The sequence below is a fragment of the Nonomuraea monospora genome, assembly GCF_039531895.1.
Taxonomy (GTDB): Bacteria; Actinomycetota; Actinomycetes; order Streptosporangiales; family Streptosporangiaceae; genus Nonomuraea; species Nonomuraea monospora.
In genome coordinates this window covers 1-21604 of record NZ_BAAAQX010000038.1, presented here as the reverse complement: position 1 = coordinate 21604, position 21604 = coordinate 1, and the positions used below count along the sequence as shown (strand labels likewise).

19 protein-coding genes are annotated in these 21604 nt (G+C 71.1%); 8 read left to right on the top strand and 11 right to left on the bottom strand.

The genetic code is table 11. From position 1 onward, the window contains the following. Positions 1 to 416 precede the first annotated feature (416 nt). Positions 417 to 2045, top strand: a complete 1629-nt coding sequence (locus ABD331_RS47170; protein ID WP_344490913.1) for an alpha/beta fold hydrolase — start codon at positions 417 to 419, stop codon at positions 2043 to 2045. 246 nt (positions 2046 to 2291) lie between these two features. On the opposite strand, the gene ABD331_RS47165 is transcribed toward ABD331_RS47170, so the two are convergent. Both ABD331_RS47165 and ABD331_RS47160 read right to left on the bottom strand, forming a co-directional pair. Further along, complete coding sequence (locus tag ABD331_RS47165) at positions 2292 to 2972, bottom strand: response regulator (RefSeq protein WP_344490910.1); 681 nt, start codon at positions 2970 to 2972, stop codon at positions 2292 to 2294. Positions 2973 to 3303: 331 nt separating this feature from the next. Continuing rightward, entirely contained in the window at positions 3304 to 4647 is a 1344-nt protein-coding gene (locus ABD331_RS47160) for a sensor histidine kinase (RefSeq protein ID WP_344490907.1), read from the bottom strand. 257 nt (positions 4648 to 4904) lie between these two features. Here ABD331_RS47160 and ABD331_RS47155 point away from each other — a divergent pair, with 257 nt between their 5' ends. After that, positions 4905 to 5879, top strand: coding sequence for an alpha/beta hydrolase family protein (locus tag ABD331_RS47155; protein WP_344490901.1), 975 nt, complete (start codon positions 4905 to 4907; stop codon positions 5877 to 5879). Here ABD331_RS47155 and ABD331_RS47150 read toward each other — a convergent pair. Further along, positions 5860 to 7035: an FAD-dependent monooxygenase gene (locus tag ABD331_RS47150; protein WP_344490897.1), complete on the bottom strand. Its 1176-nt coding sequence runs from the start codon at positions 7033 to 7035 to the stop codon at positions 5860 to 5862. The two genes, ABD331_RS47155 and ABD331_RS47150, sit on opposite strands and share 20 nt — an antisense overlap. Before the next feature lie 60 nt (positions 7036 to 7095). On the opposite strand from ABD331_RS47150, the gene ABD331_RS47145 reads away from it, so the two are divergent. Continuing rightward, on the top strand, positions 7096 to 7665 hold the full coding sequence (locus ABD331_RS47145) for a TetR/AcrR family transcriptional regulator (protein WP_344490894.1): 570 nt from the start codon (positions 7096 to 7098) through the stop codon (positions 7663 to 7665). A gap of 310 nt (positions 7666 to 7975) precedes the next feature. Here ABD331_RS47145 and ABD331_RS47140 read toward each other — a convergent pair whose 3' ends face one another. Together ABD331_RS47140 and ABD331_RS47135 are read right to left on the bottom strand one after the other, a co-directional pair. Then, a complete protein-coding gene (locus ABD331_RS47140) occupies positions 7976 to 8614 on the bottom strand; it encodes a maleylpyruvate isomerase N-terminal domain-containing protein (RefSeq protein WP_425566227.1) in 639 nt (212 codons plus the stop codon). Between the two features lie 91 nt (positions 8615 to 8705). Then, the gene (locus ABD331_RS47135; protein WP_344490888.1) at positions 8706 to 9434 is read right to left on the bottom strand and encodes a nucleotidyltransferase domain-containing protein; all 729 of its coding nucleotides are present in this window, start codon (positions 9432 to 9434) and stop codon (positions 8706 to 8708) included. Positions 9435 to 9444: 10 nt separating this feature from the next. Here ABD331_RS47135 and ABD331_RS47130 point away from each other — a divergent pair, with 10 nt between their 5' ends. Then, complete coding sequence (locus tag ABD331_RS47130) at positions 9445 to 9744, top strand: SDR family NAD(P)-dependent oxidoreductase (RefSeq protein WP_344490885.1); 300 nt, start codon at positions 9445 to 9447, stop codon at positions 9742 to 9744. Here ABD331_RS47130 and ABD331_RS47125 read toward each other — a convergent pair. Continuing rightward, entirely contained in the window at positions 9705 to 10643 is a 939-nt protein-coding gene (locus tag ABD331_RS47125) for a ribose-phosphate diphosphokinase (RefSeq protein ID WP_344490882.1), read from the bottom strand. The genes ABD331_RS47130 and ABD331_RS47125 overlap by 40 nt on opposite strands. Before the next feature lie 104 nt (positions 10644 to 10747). Further along, positions 10748 to 11374, bottom strand: coding sequence for an HAD family hydrolase (locus ABD331_RS47120; protein WP_344490879.1), 627 nt, complete (start codon positions 11372 to 11374; stop codon positions 10748 to 10750). A gap of 130 nt (positions 11375 to 11504) precedes the next feature. Here ABD331_RS47120 and ABD331_RS47115 point away from each other — a divergent pair, with 130 nt between their 5' ends. Then, positions 11505 to 13304, top strand: a complete 1800-nt coding sequence (locus ABD331_RS47115) for an alkyl/aryl-sulfatase (RefSeq protein WP_344490875.1) — start codon at positions 11505 to 11507, stop codon at positions 13302 to 13304. Between the two features lie 4 nt (positions 13305 to 13308). On the opposite strand, the gene ABD331_RS47110 is transcribed toward ABD331_RS47115, so the two are convergent. After that, complete coding sequence (locus ABD331_RS47110; protein ID WP_344490872.1) at positions 13309 to 13767, bottom strand: hypothetical protein; 459 nt, start codon at positions 13765 to 13767, stop codon at positions 13309 to 13311. Then, positions 13760 to 15214 carry a purine-cytosine permease family protein gene (locus ABD331_RS47105; protein ID WP_344490868.1) on the bottom strand — a complete coding sequence of 485 codons (1455 nt, stop codon included), beginning with the start codon at positions 15212 to 15214 and terminating at the stop codon, positions 13760 to 13762. Before ABD331_RS47105 ends, ABD331_RS47110 begins: the two co-directional genes overlap by 8 nt. A 90-nt stretch (positions 15215 to 15304) precedes the next feature. Between ABD331_RS47105 and ABD331_RS47100 the strand changes: the two genes are divergently transcribed. Next, positions 15305 to 16753 carry an MFS transporter gene (locus ABD331_RS47100; protein ID WP_344491218.1) on the top strand — a complete coding sequence of 483 codons (1449 nt, stop codon included), beginning with the start codon at positions 15305 to 15307 and terminating at the stop codon, positions 16751 to 16753. Here ABD331_RS47100 and ABD331_RS47095 read toward each other — a convergent pair. Continuing rightward, positions 16707 to 17687, bottom strand: a complete 981-nt coding sequence (locus tag ABD331_RS47095; protein ID WP_344490865.1) for an NAD-dependent epimerase/dehydratase family protein — start codon at positions 17685 to 17687, stop codon at positions 16707 to 16709. The genes ABD331_RS47100 and ABD331_RS47095 overlap by 47 nt on opposite strands. Positions 17688 to 17849: 162 nt before the next feature. Between ABD331_RS47095 and ABD331_RS47090 the strand changes: the two genes are divergently transcribed. Continuing rightward, entirely contained in the window at positions 17850 to 19229 is a 1380-nt protein-coding gene (locus tag ABD331_RS47090; RefSeq protein ID WP_344490862.1) for a sensor histidine kinase, read from the top strand. A gap of 23 nt (positions 19230 to 19252) precedes the next feature. After that, positions 19253 to 19600, top strand: coding sequence for a nucleoside triphosphate pyrophosphohydrolase family protein (locus tag ABD331_RS47085; protein ID WP_344490859.1), 348 nt, complete (start codon positions 19253 to 19255; stop codon positions 19598 to 19600). On the opposite strand, the gene ABD331_RS47080 is transcribed toward ABD331_RS47085, so the two are convergent. Continuing rightward, positions 19597 to 21384 (bottom strand): bifunctional metallophosphatase/5'-nucleotidase, encoded by a 1788-nt coding sequence (locus ABD331_RS47080; protein WP_344490856.1) that lies wholly within the window; start codon positions 21382 to 21384, stop codon positions 19597 to 19599. The two genes, ABD331_RS47085 and ABD331_RS47080, sit on opposite strands and share 4 nt — an antisense overlap. Between the last annotated feature and the right edge of the window lie 220 nt (positions 21385 to 21604).

Sequence of the window (21604 nt, the reverse complement as noted above, 5' to 3'; positions counted from 1 at the left end):
CCGCGGAAACCGCCGCGGCGTTACTGCTGGTCCCCATGAGAACATCACTGACCGCCCTGACGGCCGTGACGGCGCTGGCGGCTTCCTCCGCAACACCATCAGCGGCCCTCGCGTCACCTTCCGCCCTCGCGTTGCCTTCCGCTCTCGCGTCGTCTTCCGCCCTCGCGTCGCCTACGGCGGTCATCGCGGCACCGGCGGCCGTCCACGCGTCGCCTTCCGAGGACTCTGCGGCGCCGGCGGCGGTCCGCGCGTCGTCTTCGTCGGTCTTCACGGCACCGGAGGCCGTTCCCGCGTCGCCTTCCATGGCACCGGCGGCCGCTCGCACTTCGCCTTCCGAGGCCTTCGGGTCGCCTTCGGCGGTGCTCGCCTCGCAGGCGGCTGCGGCCGTGCCGAGCCCTGGCGTGTCGTCGTCCTCCGTGACTTGGAAGCCCTGCCCGTCCTACACCGACGAGGTGGCCCGCGGCCTGGGCGTCGCACAGGACAAGATCGCGTCCTTCCACAGCCTGATGAAACGCCTGGAATGCGGAACGGTCACCGTCCCCCTCAACCACCACGACCCAGCCGGACGCGAGATCGACATCGCCGTGACCCGCCTGGCCGCCACAGACCGAACCCACCGCCTCGGCGCCATCACCGTCCTCCCAGGCGGCCCCGGCAACAGCGGCTACCTGGACCCCATCCTGCGAGCCGCCCTCAGAAACGACCAGATGGCAGCGCTCAACGAGCACTACGACATCATCGGCTTCGACCCACGCGGCGTGGGCTACAGCACCAAGGCCGCCTGCCCCACCTCCCAGGTAGGGCCACAACAGCCGGGCCCGCTCACCAAACAGTCGGCCAGGCAGATCTACGACGCCCAGACCGCCGCCAACCAGCAGTGCGGACGCTCCGACCCCGCCTTCCTCGGACAACTCACCACCGAGAACGTCGCCAAGGACCTCGACCTGATCCGGACCGCACTCGGCGAACCCGAACTCAACCTTCTCGGCTTCTCCTGGGGCACCTACCTGGGCATGGTCTACCGCAGCCTGTACCCGCAACGCACCGGACGGGCCTTCCTGGACAGCGTGGCACCGCCATGGACCAACCTCGTCAAACACACCGAAGGCGCCGCCCAGGCGGCCGAGGCCAACTTCGGCCGCATGGCCGCCTGGCTGGCCCGCCGCAACGCCCTCTACGGCCTCGGCGCCACCACCCGTGAAGTGCGGGCGGAGGTGGCCAAGCTGGTCCATGCGTACGACCGGAGCCCCAGAACCTACAGCGACCTGCCACGCCCCATCGACGGCTCGGCCATCGCCGACCTGGCCAAGCGCAACTCGACGGAGTGGGCACGCGCCGGCAAGGCCCTAGCAGAGCTACGCACCGCCATCGCCCCCTCCACCGGCACCAGCACCGGAACCGGCACCTCAGCCAACGCCTCTGCCAGCACCGGAACCTCAGCCAACACCTCCACCGGCACTGGCACTTCCTCCGGCACCTCCACCTCCACCGGTACTGACGCTTCCTCCGGCACCGGCACTTCCGCCAGCCCTTCACCCGGAACCAGCACCGGCACTGGCACCACCGCCCCGCCCACCGTCAAGGAACTGCTCGGCACCGGCATGATGGGCACCCCCGTACCCGGCGCGCCGGAAATGCTGAACCTGACCATGAACTGGGCGGTCGCCTGCAACGAGGACGACAGCCGCCCCACCTTCGACACCGCCTGGCGCACCTACCAGCAACTCGTCAAGCGCTTCCCGGCGACCGGCCGAGGCTGGGGACTGGGCGGCGCCATGTGCCAGGGCTGGCCACTACCGGTACAGCAGGCCACACTGCGCCGGAGCAACGGCTCGCTGGTGCTGGCGGGCCACCTGCACGAGTTCATGTCCGCCTACGACTGGACGCTGCAAACGCACCGCGCCGTCGGAGGCACCGTCTACACGGTCGCCGACGACGTGCACGTGTCCAGCACACGGGTGCCGGAGTGCGCCGCCGACGTGGCCCGCTACTTCGAGACGGGCCGGATCGACACCGGCTGCAAGGGCACACCCCTGCCAAGCTGACCCCCGACCCTGAGCACAGGCGACGTGCCACAGCCGACCCGCAACCACCACCAGCCAGGCGAAACTCAGAGCCCGCCACCATCCCGGCGGCTCAGAGCCACCACCAGCCAGGCGAAACTCAGAGCGCGGGGACCAGCCCGGCGGCTCAGAGCCAACACCAGCCCGGCGGCCCAGAGCTAGCACCCGCATCAAGTGCGGCTCAGAGCCTGTCACCAGCCAGGTGCGGCCCAGCGAGGCCCAGGGCCGTCACCAGGCAACGAAGTCGGTGTCGTGGCCGGGCCGGTCGAGGTCGGCGTCGTGCACCAGGATCGCGGCCTGAACACGGTTGGCCAGCCCCAGCTTGGCCAGCACCCGGCTGACGTGCGCCTTGACCGTGGCCTCCGTCAGCCGCAGCTCCCGACCGATCTCGGCGTTGGACAGGCCGCGAGCCAGCGCCTTGATCACGTCCCCCTCCCGGCCGGTGAGCCCGTCCAACTGCCTGCGGGCGGCCTCGGCCCGCGAGGGGGCGCGGTCGGCGTACTGCGCGATGACCCGCTTCGTCACGGACGGGGACAGCATGGCCTGACCGTCGGCGACCGTGCGCACGGCGGCGGCCAGCTCTCGTGGCGGCGTGTCCTTGAGCAGGAAGCCCACGGCGCCCACCCGCAGCGCCTCGTGTACGTACTCGTCCACGTCGAACGTGGTCAGCATGACCACCTTGGGCGGCTCCGGATCCCCGAGGACGCGCGCGGCGGCGCTGAGTCCGTCCATGACGGGCATCCGCACGTCCATCAGCACCACCTCGGGCCGCAGCCGCCGCACCGCCGACACCGCCTCGGCGCCGTCACGCGCCTCGCCGATCACCGAGATGTCGCCCGCCGCCTCCAGGATCAACCGCAGCCCGGACCGTACGAGCGCCTCGTCGTCCACCACGAGCACCCGGATCATGCGCAGATCCCGCCACCTACGGCGCGACCACCCGAGCAAGGCCCGCTCATGCCGACCTCGTCTCCTACGGGGCGACCGCCTGCGCATGACCCGCTCATGCCTACCCGCCTCCTACGGGGCGATTGCGTGCGCACGACCCCGCTCGTCCAGAGCCCGCCGCCTCCTGCGGTGCCGCTCCCAGACGGCTCGGCTTCGATGGTCGTGCGGGCTGTGGCGACACCGCTTGCGGGCGGCTCGCTCCCGTGAATCTTGCGGGCTGCGGTGACGCTTGTGGGTGGCTCGCTTCCGTGGGTGTCGTGGGCTGTGGTGGTGACGCTTGCGGGCGGCTCGCTCATGCCGGGATCCTGGCGCTGACGAGGAATCCGCCGCTCTCCTCGGCGCTGGTGCGCAGCGTGCCGCCGAGAAGCTCCACGCGTTCCCGCAACCCCACCAAGCCCCAGCCCGCGCCCGGCAACACCCCCCGCTGAGCCTGGCCGGCCAGCACCTCCCGTGGGGCCTGGCCGGGCAACCCCTCCCGCTGCGCTTGGCCCGGAAGCGCCTGCCGCTGCGCTTGGCTCGAAAGCGCCTGTCGCTGCGCGTGCGGGGCCTGGTTGCGTACCTCCACCTGGAGCTCTTGGTCCCCGAATCGCAGCAGCACGTCCGTTCGGGCGTCGCCCGCGTGCTTGTGCACGTTGGTGAGGGCCTCCTGGATCACGCGGTACGCGGTGCGTTCCACCGTCTCCTCGACCGGCCGGGGATGGCCCTCGTCGTGCCTGGTCACCGCGATGCCCAGAGCGCGGGACTGGTCGAGCAATCGGTCGAGGTCGCCGAGCGTGGGTTGCGGTCGGTAGGTGGCGTCGAAGTCGGCAGGCCGGTGGTCGCCGACCAGGCCTGCACGCCGGGCCACGGCCTCAGAGCCGGTAAGCCGGTAGTCGGGGGCAGAGCTGGTTGGCTGGTGGTCGGCCTCGGGGCCGGGTGGCTGGTGGTGGGGTGTGCGGAGTACGCCGAGTACGTCGCGCAGGTTGGTCAGGGCCTCGCGGCCGATCCCGCCGATCATGGCGGCGGTCCTGGCCGCTTCCTCGTCGGGTGTGCGTACTTCCAGCGCTCCCGCGTGCAGCACCATCAGCGAGACCCGGTGCGCCACGATGTCGTGCATCTCCCTGGCGATTCTGGCGCGCTCCTGCGCCCTGGCCTGGTCGGCTCGCATGACCTGTTCGCGTTCGAGCCGCCGCGCCCGCTCCTCGGCCGCCGCCAGGACCTCGCTTCTGGCGCGGGTCCACAGCCCCACGGCCAGTGGCAGGCCGATCATGCCCAGGGCCATGAACAGGGCGTTGCCCAGGCCGGCGGTCAGCACCTCCTGCAGCCCGTCGCGTGCCTTGCCGACCACCGCCGAGATGCCGCACACGATGAGGGAGGCGGCGATGTAGGCGGCGATGCCTCGGTTTCTGTGCAACGTGCGGCCCGCGTAGTAGGAGGCGACCAGCAGGGGCGGCCACACCACCAGCCAGGCGTAGGTGACGGCGCCCACGGCGGCCAGCGGCCACCAGGAGCGCCGGGCGTGCCAGGCTGCCGCGCCCGCCGCTGCGGCGATCGCGACCTGGACGGGGAGCGGGAGGCCGGATGGCACCCCCGCTTGCCCGCTCATCACGACCAGGGATGCCGCGAAGACTCCCGCGCCGAGCAGTACGAAGCGCATGGTCACAGCGTAGGGGGCGGGGTGGGAAAGGGGGTTACGACGAAAGTAGGGGGTGCTGATCGACGATCGGGGAGGACGGTTCGTGGTGGGGTTACGGCAGCGTGGTCGGCATGCGAAGCACCGCTGCTGTAGCAGCTCTCTCGTCGATCGTCCTCTGTGGCATTCCCTGGCAAGCGCAGGCGGCTGGGCCTGCTCAAGCGCAGGCCGCAGGGTTGGGGCGCGCCGGGTCGGGGGGCGCGGAGTCGGCCGGGCCGGCGTTGCCTGAGCCGACCGGGTCGAAGCCCGTCGGGACGACCACCCTGCACCTCACCGACAAGAGCCGCCCCGACCCCTGGAACCCCGAAGCGCTCCACCGCGAGCTGCTGGTCTCGCTCTGGTACCCGGCCAAGAAGGCCGCGGGCCGACGGGCGCCGTACATGACCGCGCAGGAGTCGGCGGCGGTGCTCAAGGGCTTCCCGGTCGCTCCCGAAACGCTCACCAAGGTCACCACGCACGCCCGCCTGAAGGCCCCCGCAGCCGCAGGCAGGCGTCCTCTGGTGATCATGTCGCCCGGTTTCAGTTTCCCGCGCGCCACCCTGACCTCGCTGGCCGAGGACTTCGCCAGCAGGGGCTACCTGGTCGCCGCCGTGGAGCACACGTACGAGTCGGTCGCCACCACCTTCCCCGACGGCCGCACCACCACCTGCCTGGCCTGCGTGGACGGCCAGGACCACGCGAAGGTCGCCGCGAGCAGGGTGAAGGACGTGCGGTTCGTGCTGGACGAGCTGATCGGGGGCGGCTGGGGCCGGCGGATCGACCGGTCGCGGATCGCCATGGTGGGGCATTCGGTCGGCGGTTACGCGGCTGCTCAGGCGATGCTCGCCGACGGCCGGATCAGGGCCGGGGTCAATCTGGACGGCACGTTCCGGGTGAACGAGCCGCTCAAGCGGCCGTTCATGCTGATCGGGGCGCCGAAGTCGCACGCGCCCGGCGGCACCGACGAGTCGTGGAAGCAGGCGTGGCGGAATCTGGCCGGCTGGAAACGCTGGATCACGGTGGACGGCACCGACCACTCGGCGTTCGTGGATTACGCGGTGCTCAGACCGCAGGTCGGGCTGCCCGGGCAGGCGTTGGACGGCGGGCGGGCGCTGGAGATCACCCGCGCGCACCTGGCGGGTTTCCTCGACCGGCACCTGCTGGGCAGGCGCACTCCTGTCAAGGACTATCCCGAGGTCACCGTGCATAGTCCTTGAGCGTGACGGCGTTGGCGGCGCGGTGGATGGGGCCGGTGATGCGTTCGATCATGCGGTTCCGTCCGGGCAGGCGGGGGAGCAGCCGCATCATCTTGAGCTGGAACCACAGCGCGGCGCGCGATCCGATGACCATGCCCTTGATGTTGGCGGGCCCCAGCGCCTGGTTGGCGTCCACGAAGGGGCGCAGCTCCCGCTCGTACGCCTCCGTCCCGCCGCCCGTGGACAGCTCGCCGGCCAGCACGTACGCGCCCACCAGCGCCAGGCTGGTGCCCTGCCCGGAGGCGGGGGAGGCGCAGTAGCCCGCGTCGCCGACCAGCACGACCCGCCCCTTCGACCAGTGCTCCAGGTGGATCTGGGCGACGGAGTCGAAGTAGAAGTCGTCGGCGTCGCGCATCGCCTCCAGCAGCGCGGGCACCTGCCAGCCGACCCCGCTCATGGCCTGCGTGACCAGCTTCTTCTGCCCGGCGACGTCGCGGTGGTCGTAGTCGACCGGCGGCGACGACCACATGAACAGGGCCTTGGCGTTGCTGTCCTGGCGGGTGCTGTAGACGTTCGCGGTCCGGCCGACGGCGGCGTGCACGGCCTCCTCGCGGTCCAGGCCGAGCGTGTTCGGCACGGTGGAGATCGAGATGTAGTGGCCGAGGTCGCGGGTGAAGGCCCGCTCGTCGCCGAACGCGAGCCGCCGCACGTTGGAGTGGGCGCCGTCGGCTCCCACGATCAGGTCGAACGTGCGCGGCGCGGAACGCTCGAACGTCACGGTGCCGTCCTCGGCGATGCCGGTGATGGAGTCGTCGAAGATGTACTCGGCGTCGTCGCGGGTCAGGTCGTACAGCAGCTCGTTGAGGTCGCCGCGCATGATCTCGGCGTCGTCGTCCGTACGGCCGCCGAACAGGGCGGCGTCCACGGCGGCCAGCGGGCGGCCGGCGGGGTCGTAGTAGGTGGCGACGCGCATGTCCGTGCCTCTGGCACGGACCGCGTCCAGTAAGCCCATGCGCTCGACGACCTGTAGCGCGGCGCCGCGCACGTCCACCTTGTACCCGCCTGTGCGGATGGCGGGGGCTCGCTCGACGACGGTCACGGTGTGCCCGTGCCGCCGCAGCCAGTACGCCGTAGCCGTGCCCGCGATGCTCGCGCCAGAGATGAGAATGTTCGTCATAGGCGAGACGGTACATGCGTCTCAGACGCTTGTCTAGTACAAGTGTGTTAGCCTCTGGGCATGGGAAACAGGGAAGATCTGCTGGCGGGAGCGAAGCGGTGCCTGGCCGAGAAGGGCTACTCGCGCACGACCGCGCGCGACATCGCGACCGCGTCCGGCGTGAGCCTGGCGGGCATCGGTTACCACTTCAGGTCGAAGGAAGCGCTGATGAACGAGGCGCTGTTCGAGGTGATGAAGGACTGGGGCGAGGAGCTGGGGGCGACCCTGTCGGCCGACGTGCGGCCGGACGCCACACCTCTGGAACGGTTCGAGGCGGCGTGGGACCGGGTGGTGGAGTCGTTCGAGAAGCTGCGGCCGTTGTGGGTGACGCAGTTCGACCTGCTCGGGCAGATCGACCATGCCGCGCCTGAGGTGCGGGAGCAGCTCGCGCGGGCCATCGGGGAGGCGCGGCTGGGGCTGGCCGAGTTGTTCGAGGGGATCACGCTGGGGACCGATCCTGAACGTGAGCGGCTCACGGGAACGGTCTATCAGGCGATGCTGACCGGGTTTCTGTCGCAGTGGCTGCTCGACCCGGCGAGTGCGCTGTCGGGCCGCGAGGTGGTCGCGGCCCTGCGCATGATCGTGCAATGAGACAGCGGCCGGGCAACCGCACGCCGGGTCAGGGCGTGGGCGGACGGCCGGTTCGTGCCTGCGAGGTGCGGGTGCTTGCGAGGTGCGGGTGCCTGCGAGGTGCGGGTGGTGGCTGGTACGTGCCGTGAGGTGCGCATGACTGGAACGTGCCTGGCCAGAGGGTGCTGGCGGGCGGTGTGTGCTCGTCAGGTCAGGAAGTGCAGGCCGGGCGGGTGCGTGCAGGGCCGAGGCGCGCTGGGTGGGTGGCCGGCGCGTGCAAGAGCCGGGGCGCGTCAGGCGGGTGGCCGGTGGTGCGCGTCCGGGCAGGTGGTCAGAAGGCGCTGATCGTGGCAGGGGCGCGCTCGGCCCTGCTCAGCGTACGGATGACCGCCGTGGGCCCGTGACGGTGCACGGCCAGCCGGGCCAGCAGCTCCACCACCGGATCGATCACCGAGCCCGGCAGGTCGGGCGTCTTCACCCCCACGCTGGCCGCCAGGTCGTCGGAGTGCACGACCAGCTCCACGAGCCGGGTGAGCAGGAAGTCGTCCAGCCGCAGCGACCAGCCGGCCCACGGCAGGAACACGACCCGGTCGGCCGGTTCGGCGGCCAGTGCGGCGCTCTGCATCTCGTACAGCGCCTGCGCCCGTTCGACCAGCACCGCGGGGCCGGCCGCCGCGGCCGCCTCGCCGCCGCGCCGGACGCTGAGGTTGCTCTCGTGGTCGAGGCCCGCCTGCACCCACGGCGAACGCGAGTAGTGCTCGATGAGCGTGACGGGCTCCCCGGCCTGCCCGTCGGGCACCAGCACGTCGCCGACCCTGACGAGCTGGTGGGCGACGTGCCCGGCCAGCCCCGCGACGCTGAACTCCATCAGCGCGCTCGGCTTGTCCCACGATGCCGCCACGGCCGGGTCGCGCAGAAGCGACACCGCCGAAGCCGCGGCCAAGAGATAGGACTGCCTGCTCTCCCCCATGTGCCGCCCTTCCCAGGTTCCAGGTGGTGATTGGCGTTGACACTACGCACGTAACCAACCACCGGCATGCCGCCGTTCTTCCTGGTGGGACTCAAGCGAGTGCCCGCCTGATCGCCGACTTGACGAAGGCCCGCGCCAGCCGTCCCCGTCTGAACCGGCTGAGCACCGGCGCCGGCGTGCCGTAGCGGCGGGCGCGGACGTCCGCGACCACCAGTTCCGGCGCTCCCAGCTCGGCCAGCACGTCCAGCGCCTCCAGCTTGCTGATCAGCCGCCCCTCCCGCAGGGTGACGGTGGCCCTGGCGACCGTGACCGTGCCGAGGTCCACCCAGACGTCCTGCAGCCAGCGCCGCCGCTCCTGCGCCTTGACCAGCCAGTAGTCGCGCAGGTCCGTACGGACGAACCGGGTCAGCTCCTCGTCCGACACCGGCGGCAGCAGCCCGGCGGGCGGCGGGCCGTGCAGCACCCTGGCCCCGTCGAGCAGCTCGCGCCGGGTGACCGCGCTGACGGGCCGCCGGAAGATGCTGCTGTGCGCCCACGTGATGTGCTCGGCGCCGAGGTTGTCCAGCTCCTGCCGGGACATGTACGAGCAGTGCAGCCGCTCCGCCAGCGGCAGGCGGATCCTGCGGTGCACCGCCTTGATCCGCCGCCAGTCGCCCATCGTGGCCGGCGAGTCGAGCACCGCGATCAGGTCGAGGTCGCTGCGTCCCTCCTGGTAGTCGCCTAACGCGAGCGAGCCGTGCGCCCAGAGCGCGACCAGGGGGACGGCGGGCTCGATGCTCTCGAGGAAATGCCTTAGCAGTCGTTCGGTGGCTGCGTGCATGATGGCAACTATGATCGATACACGGCTGACAGGAAAGGTTGCGCTGATCACAGGTGCCAATCACGGCATAGGCGCGGCCACCGCGATCGCGCTGGCGGCCGAGGGCGTCGCCGTGTTCCTGACGTACAAGCGGCTGGAGCCCCTGAACGAACCGGCCTATCCGGAGACCTACGACCGGATGCGGGTCACGACGTGCCGGTGTCCAGGGCGGGCTGGTCTCCAGGACGTGCCGGTGTCCGGAACGTCCTGGCCCTCGTGGCGTACAGGACCTCAGGATGTGCTGAACAGGGCGCTGACCGACTCGCCGTAGTGGATGCGGCGCATGGCCTCTGCCAGGGCGGACGCGATCGACAGCACGGTCAGCTTGTCGCGGGGCTTGGGCGACGGGACGGTGTTGGTGCAGACGATCTCCAGCACCTCGGGCAGCGCGCTGAGCCGCTCGATGGCGTCACCGGAGAACAGGCCGTGCGTGCACGCCACCCGCACCGACCGCACGTCCCGCTCGCGCAGGCGGTCGAGCAGCTCGATGACCGTGCTGCCCTTGGCGATCTCGTCGTCGAGAATGATCACGTCCTTGCCGCTCACGTCGCCGATCACCGAGCTGATCACCACGCGGTCGTCGCTGAAGCGCTGCTTGGCGCCCATGGCGACGCCGGTGCCGAGCAGGCGGGCGAAGTGCGCGGCCTCCTTGGCGTTGCCGAGGTCGGGGGAGACGACGACCGTGTTGGACAGGTCGTACTGCCGGAAGTGCGCGGCCAGCTCGCGCAGCGCGTGCAGGTGGTCGACAGGGACGCTGAAGAAGCCGTGCACCTGCGGCGAGTGCAGCGTCATCGCCAGCACCCGGCTGGCGCCCGCCGCCACCATCAGGTCGGCCACCAGCCGCGCGCCGATCGAGATGCGCGGGGCGTCCTTCTTGTCACTTCTGGCATAGGCATAGTGAGGCAGGACCACGGTGGTCCTGGCGGCGGAGGCGCCGCGGGCGGCGTCGAGCATGAGCAGCAGCTCGACGAGGTGCTCCTGCACGGGTGGCACGAGCGGCTGGATGAGGTACACGTCGCGCTCGCGGCAGTTGGCCTGGAGCTGCACTTCGAGCACGTCATTGGCGAAGCGGTTGAGTTGAACGGGGTGCAGAGGTGTGCCCAGGTGGGCGCAGATCTCCTCGGCCAGTTCGGGGTGGGCGCTGCCGCTGAAAACCGTGATGTCTCGCACGATTCCCACATGGTAGCCAGAGGCACTGACGTTCCACGAGACCCGGTCCCGGTCAGCGCGTCCGGGCCGGTCAGACGGTTGCGAAGGCAGCGCGTCCGGGCCGGTCAGGTGATCAGTTCCGAGTCGAGCGCGTCGAGGTCGGGCAGGACGCGCCAGGCCAGCTCCAGCGCGTCCGGCGCGGGCGGGTAGCGCGGGTGCGGTACGGCGATCACCCGCATCCCGGCCGCGTGCGCCGATCGCAGCCCGTTGCTGGAGTCCTCGACCGCCACGCACCCGTGAGGGTCAACGCCGATCCGCCGGGCGGCCTCCAGGTAGCCGTCGGGGGCGGGCTTGCCGCGCGCGACCTCCTCGGTGGAGACGGTGGCCGCGAAGCACTCGGTCAGCCCGGCGGCGTCCAGCACCACGTCGATGAGGCGGCGCGGCGACGAGCTGGCCAGCCCGAGCGTGAGACGTCCTGACAGCCGCCGCACGACCTCGACGGCGCCGGGCATCAGCGGCACCCCGTCACGGTAGCGGTCGGCCATCTGTTCGACGACTCCGCGGGCGATCTCGTCCGGGGGCAGGGAGACGCCGAGTTCGTGCAGGTACGCGGCCCATTCGCCGGTGCTCATGCCCATGAGTCTGGACTGCGTGTCGGGCTGCCAGGTGCCGCCGTGCTCGGCGACGTACGCCCGCCGCACCTCCTCCCAGACCGGCTCGCTGTCCACCAGCACGCCATCGAGGTCGAACACGCACGCGTCCATGCATCCCCCTGAGTCGATCAGCTCACAGCCAAGCCAACCACATCGACTTGTCGGAGATTCATCCTATTTAGGGCATCTATTGAGCTATTTGCCCGAAAAGGGGGGCATGCGGCTGAACATGGCAGACCTTCCCTTCCACGACAGGGGCGACTTCGAGGACGCGGACCGTGGTTTCATCGCGAAGCTCAGCCCAGCAGTGATCAAAACCCTTGACGGCAGGGTCGTGTGGGACAACGACTCCTACGACTTCCTCAGGGAGGACTGCCCGGACACCGCCCACCCCGGCCTCTGGAGACAGGGCCAGCTCTGCGCCAAACAGGGCCTGTACGAGGTCACGGACGGCATCTACCAGGTCCGCGGCCTGGACCTGTCGAACATGACGCTGGTCGAGGGCGAACGCGGCGTCATCGTCATCGACCCGCTCATCTCCACCGAGTGCGCCACCGTCGCGCTCAAGCTGTACCGCGTCCACCGAGGCGACCGCCCCGTCACCGGCGTGATCTACACCCACGCCCACGCCGACCACTTCGGCGGCGTACGCGGCGTCACCCCCGGCGGGGTGCCCATCCTGGCCCCCGCCGGATTCATGCGCCACGCGGTGGCCGAGAACTTCTACGCCGGCCCCGCCATGACCCGCCGCGCCGCCTACATGTACGGCCGCTCCCTGCTCCGCTCCGCGCAGGGCCAGATCGGCGCAGGGCTGGGCATGACCGCCTCGACCGGCACCATGTCGCTCATCCCGCCCACGGAGGAGATCGCCCGCACGGGCCAGGAGAAGACGATCGACGGCGTCAGGATGGTCTTCCAGCTCACCCCTGGCGCCGAGTCCCCTGCCGAGATGAACATCTCGTTCCCCGGCCACCGGGCGCTGTGCCTGGCCGAGAACGCCACCCACAACCAGCACAGCCTCCTGCCGCTGCGCGGCGCCGCGGTCCGCGACGTACGCGCCTGGGCCAGGTACCTGACGGAGGCCATCACCCTGTTCGGCGGACACACCGACGTCGCGTTCGCCTCGCACCACTGGCCCACCTGGGGCGCCGATCGCGTGCACCGCTTCCTCAGCCAGCAGCGCGACCTGTACGCCTACCTGCACGACCAGACCCTGCGCCTGCTCAACAAGGGTCTGACGGCCGCCGAGATCGCCGAGGCCGTGCAGCTCCCGCCGGACCTGGAGCAGGCCTGGCACACGCACGGCTACTCCGGCTCCCTGGTCCACAACGTCAAGGCCGTCTACCAGCGCTACCTGGGCTGGTTCGACGGCAACCCGGCGCACCTGTGGGAGCACCCGCCGCGGGAGAGCGCGATCCGGTACGTCGAGTGCCTAGGCGGCGGGGCGGCCGTGGTCGCGTTCGCCAGGCGTTACATCGAGGAGAACGACCTGCGCTTCGCCGCCCAGCTCCTCAACCACGCCGTCTTCGCCGACGAGGGCAACAAGGCGGCCCGCGACCTGCTGGCCGAGGTCTACACCCGGCTCGGCCACGGCGCCGAGAACGCCACCTGGCGCAACTGCTACCTGATGGGCGCGCTGGAGCTGGCCGACGGCATCGTGCCCGCCGCCCTCGACACCGCCTCGCCCGACTTCTTCGCCGCGCTGACCGTGGAGCAGATCTTCGACTCGATCGCCATCCGCGTGGACGGGCCGCGGGCCTGGCACGAGCGGCTGTCCATCGACTGGCACCTGACGGACCTGGAGGAGCGTTACCGCACGACGTTGTCGAACGGCGCGTTCATCCAGCAGCCCGCCCCGCCCGACGACGACGCCGACCTCACGTTGCGGCTGACGAAGGCGCAGCTCATCGGCCTGCTAGCAGGCAAGGGGGTGGAGGGGGTGCGGCGCGAGGGCGACACGACGGTGCTGCAGCGGCTGGTGGCCGTGCTCGACCGGCCGGTGCCGGACTTCGCGATCGTGACGGCCTGACGGGTCACTCCTCGGCGCGCAGCGCCTTGCAGGCGAGCGCGAGCAGCGTCACCACGACCGCCGCGACGCCCGGCCCGACCAGCAGCGGCGTGGTCAGCTCGCCCGCGTGCCAGGCCGCCGCGATGACGGCCGCCGACGTCAGCACCGCCACGCAGAACATCGCGCCCCACAGCGGCAGCACGTGCAGGTACGCGAACAGCAGCGGCAAGGCCACCCACACGAACGGCGGCGCCGCCACGGCCAGCACGACCCACCCGGCGGTCACCAGCCCCAGCCACACCTGCCCCGTGACGGGCCGGCGCTGGAGGGCGGGGCCGGCGGCGTACAGGAGGCCGAGCAGCACCCCACCCGCCGCCGGCCCGAGGCGGCCCTCGTGCAGGACGCCGAGCACGGCGATCGCCAGCAGCCCGCAGACCGTGACGTGCACCGCCCACCTCAGCAGCCGCAACGGAACGTCAGTCATCATCACCAAGAGTAACCGCACGACGGGGGCGCGCGAAAGCGGTGAGCACGAAGTACAGCAGCCCGGCCAGCACGAGCGCGATCACCACGCCGATGTTCGCCGACCCGAAGGTGCCCGTCTTCAGCTCGTCGCTCATCAGGAAGCCGACGACGCGGGCGATGTTCGGGTCGGCCGAGGTGATCAGCCCGAGCCCGGCGATCGACGCCACGACCAGCGACACCAGGCCCGGCCAGTTGAGCGCGGGCGCGCCCGCCCGCAGCAGCCGCTCGTCGTAAGCCCGCCCGCCGGCCCGCAGCCGCCACATGTCCACCAGGAAGATCGCGACCCAGGCCGCCATCACGACGCCGGCGATCGCCAGGAACGCCTGGAACGTGGCCAGGAAGCTGGTGGAGACGAACAGCAGGTAGTAGCCGCCGAGCACCATGAGCAGCCCGTCGATCAGCACCGCGAGGTGCCGCCTGACGGGCACGCCGAGCGCGAGCATCGACAGCCCGGACGAGTAGATGTCCATGATCGCGCCGGCCAGGAACCCGCCGACGGCGGTCAGCAGGTACGGCACCAGGAACCAGGTCGGCAACGCCCCCGCCAGCGCCGCCACCGGGTTGGCCCCCGCCGCCTCGGCCAGCGTGGGATCGCCCCCGACGAGCAGCACCCCGAACACGAGCAGCACCAGCGGCGGCAGCGCGCCCCCGAGCGTCGTCCACAGGGCCACCGCGCGAGGGGAGGAACTCGCGGGCAGGTAACGGGAGTAGTCGGCGCCGCAGTTGACCCAGCCCAGGCCCAGCAGCGTCATGGCGAAGATGATCCCGCCGACCCAGCCGCCCGCGCCCGACGTGGTCTCCAGCGAGCCCGCGCCGAGCCTGGGCACCATGAGGATCAGGTAGACGACCGTGAGCGCGATGAACGCGTACGTCAGGTAGCGCTGCACCACCATGATCATGGCGTGGCCGTACACGCCGACCGCGATCACCACGACCGCCGCGACGGCGAAGCAGATCGCCGTGGCCGCCGTGGGCGGCACGCCGGGCTCCAGCCGCGCCGTCTCCGACGGCCCGAGCCGCCTGATGATCTCCGCGCCGCTCTGCGCCGCGAGCGTGACGAGCACGATCTCCCAGCCGACGTTCGAGATGTACGAGAACAGCGTGGGCAGCTTGTTGCCCTGGTAGCCGAACGGCGCCCGCCCCAGCGTCATCGTCGGCACCCCCGACCTGGCGCCACCGACGGCGACCAGGCCGACCAGCAGGAACGACAGCCCGTACCCGACCGCCCCGGCGATGATCGCCGGGATCACGCCCAGCCCGAGCCCGACGACGTAGACGCCGAACGCCACCCCGAACAGCGACAGGTTCGAGCCCGCCCAGGGCCAGAAGAGATCTCTCGGCCGGCCGTGCCGCTCCCCTTCGGGGATGGCGTTGATGCCGTTCTGCTCGACCGTCAGCGTGCTCATGATCGGACGTTACCCAGCTTTTCCGGTGACGGGCAAAGAAACGGCTTAAAGGCGATATTTCAGGCACTCACGGGAAGCATGGGCGGGGTGATGAAGGAGGAGCGCGGCACCGACACGCGACGGCGCGCGCTCGCCGTGTGCCTGGTCTCCGCCTTCATGACGGGTCTCGACGTGAGCATCGTCAACGTGGCGCTGCCGTCCATCAAGGCGGGGCTGCACGCCAGCGAGGACGGCCTGCAGTGGACGCTGTCCGGCTACGCCCTCACGTTCGGCCTGCTCCTCGTCCCCGCCGGACGGCTGGGCGACGCCAGGAGCCGCCGGACCATCTTCCTGTGGGCCGTGGTCCTGTTCACGCTCTCCAGCGCGTTCTGCGGCTTCGCCTGGAACATGAACGTGCTGATCGCCGCCCGCCTCGTGCAGGGCATGGCGGCCGGGATGCTCAACCCGCAGGTGTCGGGGCTGATCCAGCAGATGTTCCACGGGTACGAACGGGGCCGCGCCTTCGGCGCGCTCGGCGCCACCATCGGCGTCTCCACGGCGGCCGGGCCGCTGATCGGCGGGGCGCTGGTGACCGTGTTCGGCGCCGACCACGGCTGGCGGTGGGTGTTCCTGGTGAACCTGCCGATCGGGCTCGCCTTGCTGCCCCTGGCCTACCGGCTGCTGCCACGCCCCCAGTACGTGCACTCGCGGCCGGAGAGCATGGACCCGGTCGGCGTGCTGCTGCTCGGCGTCGGCGTGGCCGGGCTGCTGCTGCCGTTCATCCAGCGGCACCAGTGGGAGGGGGCGGCCAAGTGGCTGCTCGTGCCGGCCGCGTTGCTGGTGCTGGCCGGGTTCGTGACGTGGGAGCGGTTCTACCGGCGCGAGCCGCTGGTGAAGCTGGAGCTCTTCCGCAAACGCTCGTACAGTCTCGGGTCGGCGATCGCGCTGTTCTACTTCGCCGGGTTCACCGGCATCTTCTTCATCTTCACGCTGTACCTGCAGAGCGGCCACGGCTACAGCCCGCTGCAGGCTGGCCTGGCCATCACGCCGTTCGCGCTCGGCTCCGCCTCGGCCGCCATGGTCGGCGGGCACCTCGTGTCGCGCATGGGGCGGCGGCTGGTCGCCATCGGGCTGAGCATGGTGATCGTCGGCCTGCTGGCCACCATGGCCGCCACCGCGCTGGTGCCGGGCGCGGCGACCGGGCTGGCCACCGCGCTGCCGCTGCTGGTCGCGGGCACGGGCAGCGGCCTGGTCATCTCGCCCAACCAGGCCATCACGCTGTCGGAGGTGCCGCCCTCCGGCGGCGGGAGCGCCGCCGGGGTGCTGCAGACAGGGCAGCGGCTCGGGTCGGCGATCGGCATCGCGGCGGCGGGGACGACGTTCTTCGGGTCGCTGGACGAGGGCTGGGCTGCGGCCTTCCGGCACGGCCTGGTCGTGGTGCTGTCGTCGGTGTGCATCGCCCTCGCGGCGGCCCTGTACGACCTGGTACGCAGCCACCGCGACCAGGACAGGGTCACGACTCGAGAATCCACGCCTCCAGCTCCGGATCGAGGCCCTTGAGCGGCCGGTCGGCCCGCTGCGGCGCCTGCCCGCCGAGCCCGCGCAGCCAGGCCCACGTGTCGGCCACCGTCTCCGCCACCGGCCGCACCCGCAGCCCCTGCGCCACCGCCTTGCCGACGTCCCCGCCGTGCAGGAAGTCGTAGTCGGCGCCCACCAGCCAGAACGGCAGCCCGACCCACGGCTCGACCCCGGCCGCCAGCAGCCGCTCAGGCTCGATCCAGCGCAGCTCGGCGTCGGAGCCGATCACCTTGACGCACGTCTCCAGCATGTCGCGCATCGTCACGGCCCCCAGCGGTGACACCAGGTTGAACGCCCCGCCGACACCCCGCGCCGCCGCCTCCAGGCACCACACGGCCAAGTCGCGGACGTCGATGTACTGGATGCCGCGATCCGCCGGACCCGGCGCGGCCACGGGGCCGCCGCGCGCGATCCTGTTCAGCCACCACGGCAGCCGCCCCACGTTCTCGTGCGGCCCGATGATCAGCCCGGCCCTGGCCAGCAGCGCCCGCTCGCCGAACGCGGCCACGGCCCCCAGCTCGCCGCCCGCCTTGTTGCGCGCGTAGTCGGCCGCATCATCGTCGGCCGAGGCCGCCACCACGGGCGCGCCCTCGTCGGCCCCGTACGGCACAGGCTCGGCGTAGACGGACCTGCTGGACACGTACACGTAGGAGCCGGCCCGCCCCGCCAGCAGCGCCGCCGCGTCCCTGACGGCCGAGGGCGCCAGCGACCAGGTGTCCACCACGACGTCCCACTCGCCGCGCTCCAGCTCGGCCAGGCCGCCTGGCGCCGAGCGGTCGCCGCGCAACGCCGTCACCCCGGCGGGCGGCTCGTGGCTGCCCCGGTTGAACGTCGTCACCTCCCAGCCCGCCGCCAGCGCCTCGTCGACGAACACCCGGCCCACGAACCCCGTGCCACCCAGCACCAGAACCCTCATGGCACCCACCCTGGCCCCGGCGCCCTCCCGCCGGAAGGCGTGCACGCCGTCAGCGGAATCGCCGGAAGCGAAACATGTGCGGAGAGTATTCATCGATCACGTTGGGCGCGTCAGGGGCGGGTAAATGTCACAGACAGTGATGACAGGAAGGTGGAGACGGGATTGACGGGATGGCGCCTCTCACGCTCGCTGCTGCCACGTTCCATCCGCGCGCGGCTGACCACGGCCGCGACCCTGGTGGCCGCGGCCGTCTTCGCCGGCGCGTCGGCCCTGACGCTGTCCACCGTCCCGGACAACCTGAACGGGATCGTCCACACCAGGGCGGAGCTGGCCATCCGGCGGGTGGCGAGCCAGGCGCGCACCGGAACCCTGCCCGCGGAGCTGCGGACACCGGCGCGCGTCCAGCTCCTGCGCGTGCTCTCGCAGACCGGCGAGGTGCTCGCGAGCAGCACGGACTTCCCGCAGAACCCCCGGGTGACCGCGTTCAGGCCGGTCAGGCAGGAGGTCATCGAGACCACCGAGCTGGACCTGGCGCTCCACCCGGAGGAGCCCAGAAGCCACCACCTGCTCATGGCCATCACCGTGCGCTCGCCGCGCGGCCCCGTCACCGTGCAGGCTGCCTCCTCGCTCGCCGACATCGACAGGGCCCTGATGTGGATCCACCTGATCGTCTACCTCGGCACGCCGCTCGTCCTCGTCCTGATCGCCATCCTGACCTGGGCCGTGGTCAGCCACGCGCTGCGGCCCGTCGGGCGGGTGCGCGCCGAGCTGGCCGAGATCACCGGCCAGGACCTCAGCCGCCGCGTGTCCGTGCCGCCCACGGGCGACGAGATCGCCGACCTGGCCGAGACCACCAACGACACGCTCGACCGCCTGGAGCGCTCGGCCGAGACGCAGCGCCGCTTCGTCGCCGACGCCTCGCACGAGCTGCGCAGCCCCATCTCCGCGCTGCGCGCCCAGCTCGAGGTGGCGCACGACTACCCCGACGAGACGGACTGGCCGGCCACGGGCGCGCGGGCGCTGGCCGCCGCCGACCGGCTCACCGGCATCATCGACGAGCTGCTGATGCTGGCCAAGCTCGACGCGGGCGCGCTCACGCCGCGCCGCGTGGTGGACCTGTGCCGGGTGGCGGAGGAGCAGATCCGCCGCCGCGAGGGCGGCCGGGTGCCGATCTTCCTGGACGCCTGCGCGCCGGCGCCCGTCCTCGGCTCGCCCGTGCAGCTCGACCGCCTGCTGACGAACCTGCTCGACAACGCCACGCGGCACACCGCGTCCAGGATCGACGTCGAGGTGGCGGTGCGGGGGGATCGGGTCGTCGTGACGGTCACCGACGACGGCGACGGGATCGCGCCGGAGGACAGGGAGCGGGTCTTCGAGCGGTTCACCCGGCTGGAGGACGCCAGGGCCAAGGACAAGGGCGGCAGCGGGCTCGGGCTGCCGCTGTCCAGGGAGATCGCCACGGCGCACGGCGGCACCCTCACGGTCGCCGAGCACACGCCGGGCGCCCGGTTCGTCGCCGTCCTGCCGCTGCACCCCGCGTGAACGGGGGGCCTACACTCGGCGGCATGGAGCTGCGCGAGCTGTCCGAGGAGATCGAGTCCATCTCGCGGCGGTACGCCGATCACCTCGGTATCGACCGCGACGACACCTGGTTCCTGCTCAAGCTCCAGGAGGAGGTCGGCGAGCTGACGCAGGCGTTCCTCATGCTCACCGGCCGGGCCAGGACGAAGGGCCGCACCGGCGCGGAGCTGGACGCCGACTTCAGGGCGGAGCTGGCCGACGTGGTCTGCCACGTGCTGCTGATGGCCCGCCACCACGGCGTGGACCTGGAGGACGAGATCGCCCGCAAGTGGCTGGTCTGGGAACGCCAGGGCCCGCCCCCAGGGGAGGCGGGCCCCGAACGCACCGGTTAGCCGACGACCGTGATCCGGTTGGTGACCGGGGGAGCGATCGGGTTGTTCCTGCCGAGGTGCTCGACGAAGGCGTCGATGTCCAGCGGCCCGCTCCACAGGTCCGTGCCGTCCCTGAAGGCGAGGAACGCGTCGCCGCCGCCCACCAGGAAGTTGTTGGCCGCGACCCTGATCGTTTGCGTGTCCGTCACCGGAACGCCGTCGATCTTCATGTCCGACACCTTGGAGCCCCAGGCGGCGCTCCGGCTGTAGGTGTAGGTGAAGTTCGCCGACGGCTGCAGGATCTTGGTGAACGCCTGGTTGTTCGGCCCGCCGGTGAACTGCTGCTCCAGCACCGTCTTGAGCTGGGCGCCGGTCAGCGTCACGACCTGCATCAGGTTGTTGAACGGCTGCACCGTGAACGCCTCGCCGTAGGTGACGACGCCGTCGCCCTCGTTCGCGGGCGAGGTGGCGTACGACAGCGACGCCCGTACACCGCCGGGGTTCATCAGCGCGATCTGCGCGTTGCCGCCCGCCTGTGTGGCGGCGAGGTGGCCGTCGGCGATGAGGTCGCCGAGCGGCGACTCGCCGGACGGCGCGGCGGTGTTCGTGATGTCGGCGCTGATCGTGCCGACCGCCTTGTTCGCGACGGGCGCGACGCGGTCCTTCCACGTCTGGACGAACGCGGAGATCTCCGGGTCGGCGGCGACCGTGCGCGTCACGACGTGGTTGTCGGCGACGACGGAGGCGCGGTCGACGTCGCGGGTCCGCACGTCGACGTTCAGGTCGACCTGCGTGATGACCCGCCCGAACGAGCCGCCCTGCGAGTAGACGCGGTCGTTGCCCGCCGGGTCCTTGACCTTGCACAGGTACGCCTGGTGCGAGTGGCCGCTCAGGATCAGGTCGATCTCGGCGTCCACCTGGGTCGCGATGCGGTTGCCCGCCCCGGGGACGGCGGCGCAGGCGTCGGGCGACTGGCCGGCGGTGACCTGGTCGCCCTCGTGCACGAGCACGACCTGGGCCTTCACGCCCACCAGCTTGAGCAGCCTGGAGGCCACGTTCGCGGCCTTGACCTCGTCCACGAACTTGAGGTCCTTGATCCCCTCGCTCGTGACGATGCTCGGCGTCGTCTGCGTGACGAGGCCGATGAAGCCGATCGGCACGCCGTTCATCCACTTGATGCTGACCGGCGGCAGCGCGGGCACGCCCCAGTCGGACAGGACCTGCTTGACCTGAGCGGAGTCCGAGCCGCCGAGCGCCGCGAGGGCGTCGGTCTTCTCGTGCGGGTTTTTAAACAGGACGTTCGCGCCCACGTAGTCGAACTTGGCGCCCTTCCACTCGCCCGCGGGCGAGCAGCCGTCCACCGGGTGGCAGCCGCCGTCCATGATGCGCCGCAGCTCGGTGTAGCCCTCGTCGAACTCGTGGTTGCCGACCGCGGCGACCTTGAGCCCCAGCTTGTCCATGAACTCGACGGAGGGTTCGTCGTGGTAGGCGGCCGAGATCAGCGGGGTCGCGCCGATGAGGTCGCCCTGGGCGACGGCGATGGTGTTCCTGTCGGCCAGGGCCTTCATGTGGGTGGCCACGTAGGCGGCGCCGCCGGCGTCGACCGTGTTGCCGTGCTCGTCCACCATGCGGCCGGAGGAGCCTGTGGGGGGTTCGAGGTTGCCGTGGAAGTCATTGAGCGCGAGCAGGCGTACGGGGACCGTACGGGGGGCCTTGCTCGCGTCCGCCGGAAGCGTGGCCAGCAGGACCGCACCCGAGGCGACGGCTCCGGCCAGCGCCAGCCGGAGGAGGGAACGAGACGTCATGGCCCAAGACGTTACGTCCGTAATCCATGCAGCCAATGTCGCAAAGGTAACGATATGCCGGGCTGTCACATGGCGTTATTTGCCAGTCGGACGCCTAGGTGACTGGTGTTTTTTGATCTCTCTCGCGCTGGTCTGTCCTCTTGTGCCAGGGTGATCGGTGTTGGTCACCGGGCGTGGGGAGAGATCAAGCGATGGCAGTGGGCCAGACTCCGATGCAGCC

Excerpts from the sequence above, each read along its gene's own strand:
- ABD331_RS47165 (WP_344490910.1), bottom strand. The coding sequence starts at position 2,972 with ATGATCCGGGTGCTCGTGGTGGACGACGAGGCGCTCGTACGGTCCGGG.
- ABD331_RS47160 (WP_344490907.1), bottom strand. The coding sequence starts at position 4,647 with ATGCGCTTCGTACTGCTCGGCGCGGGAGTCTTCGCGGCATCCCTGGTC.
- ABD331_RS47150 (WP_344490897.1), bottom strand. The coding sequence starts at position 7,035 with ATGACGAACATTCTCATCTCTGGCGCGAGCATCGCGGGCACGGCTACG.
- ABD331_RS47145 (WP_344490894.1), top strand. The coding sequence starts at position 7,096 with ATGGGAAACAGGGAAGATCTGCTGGCGGGAGCGAAGCGGTGCCTGGCC.
- ABD331_RS47140 (WP_425566227.1), bottom strand. The coding sequence starts at position 8,614 with ATGGGGGAGAGCAGGCAGTCCTATCTCTTGGCCGCGGCTTCGGCGGTG.
- ABD331_RS47135 (WP_344490888.1), bottom strand. The coding sequence starts at position 9,434 with ATGCACGCAGCCACCGAACGACTGCTAAGGCATTTCCTCGAGAGCATC.
- ABD331_RS47130 (WP_344490885.1), top strand. The coding sequence starts at position 9,445 with ATGATCGATACACGGCTGACAGGAAAGGTTGCGCTGATCACAGGTGCC.
- ABD331_RS47115 (WP_344490875.1), top strand. The coding sequence starts at position 11,505 with ATGGCAGACCTTCCCTTCCACGACAGGGGCGACTTCGAGGACGCGGAC.
- ABD331_RS47110 (WP_344490872.1), bottom strand. The coding sequence starts at position 13,767 with ATGACTGACGTTCCGTTGCGGCTGCTGAGGTGGGCGGTGCACGTCACG.
- ABD331_RS47105 (WP_344490868.1), bottom strand. The coding sequence starts at position 15,214 with ATGAGCACGCTGACGGTCGAGCAGAACGGCATCAACGCCATCCCCGAA.
- ABD331_RS47100 (WP_344491218.1), top strand. The coding sequence starts at position 15,305 with ATGAAGGAGGAGCGCGGCACCGACACGCGACGGCGCGCGCTCGCCGTG.
- ABD331_RS47095 (WP_344490865.1), bottom strand. The coding sequence starts at position 17,687 with ATGAGGGTTCTGGTGCTGGGTGGCACGGGGTTCGTGGGCCGGGTGTTC.
- ABD331_RS47085 (WP_344490859.1), top strand. The coding sequence starts at position 19,253 with ATGGAGCTGCGCGAGCTGTCCGAGGAGATCGAGTCCATCTCGCGGCGG.
- ABD331_RS47080 (WP_344490856.1), bottom strand. The coding sequence starts at position 21,384 with ATGACGTCTCGTTCCCTCCTCCGGCTGGCGCTGGCCGGAGCCGTCGCC.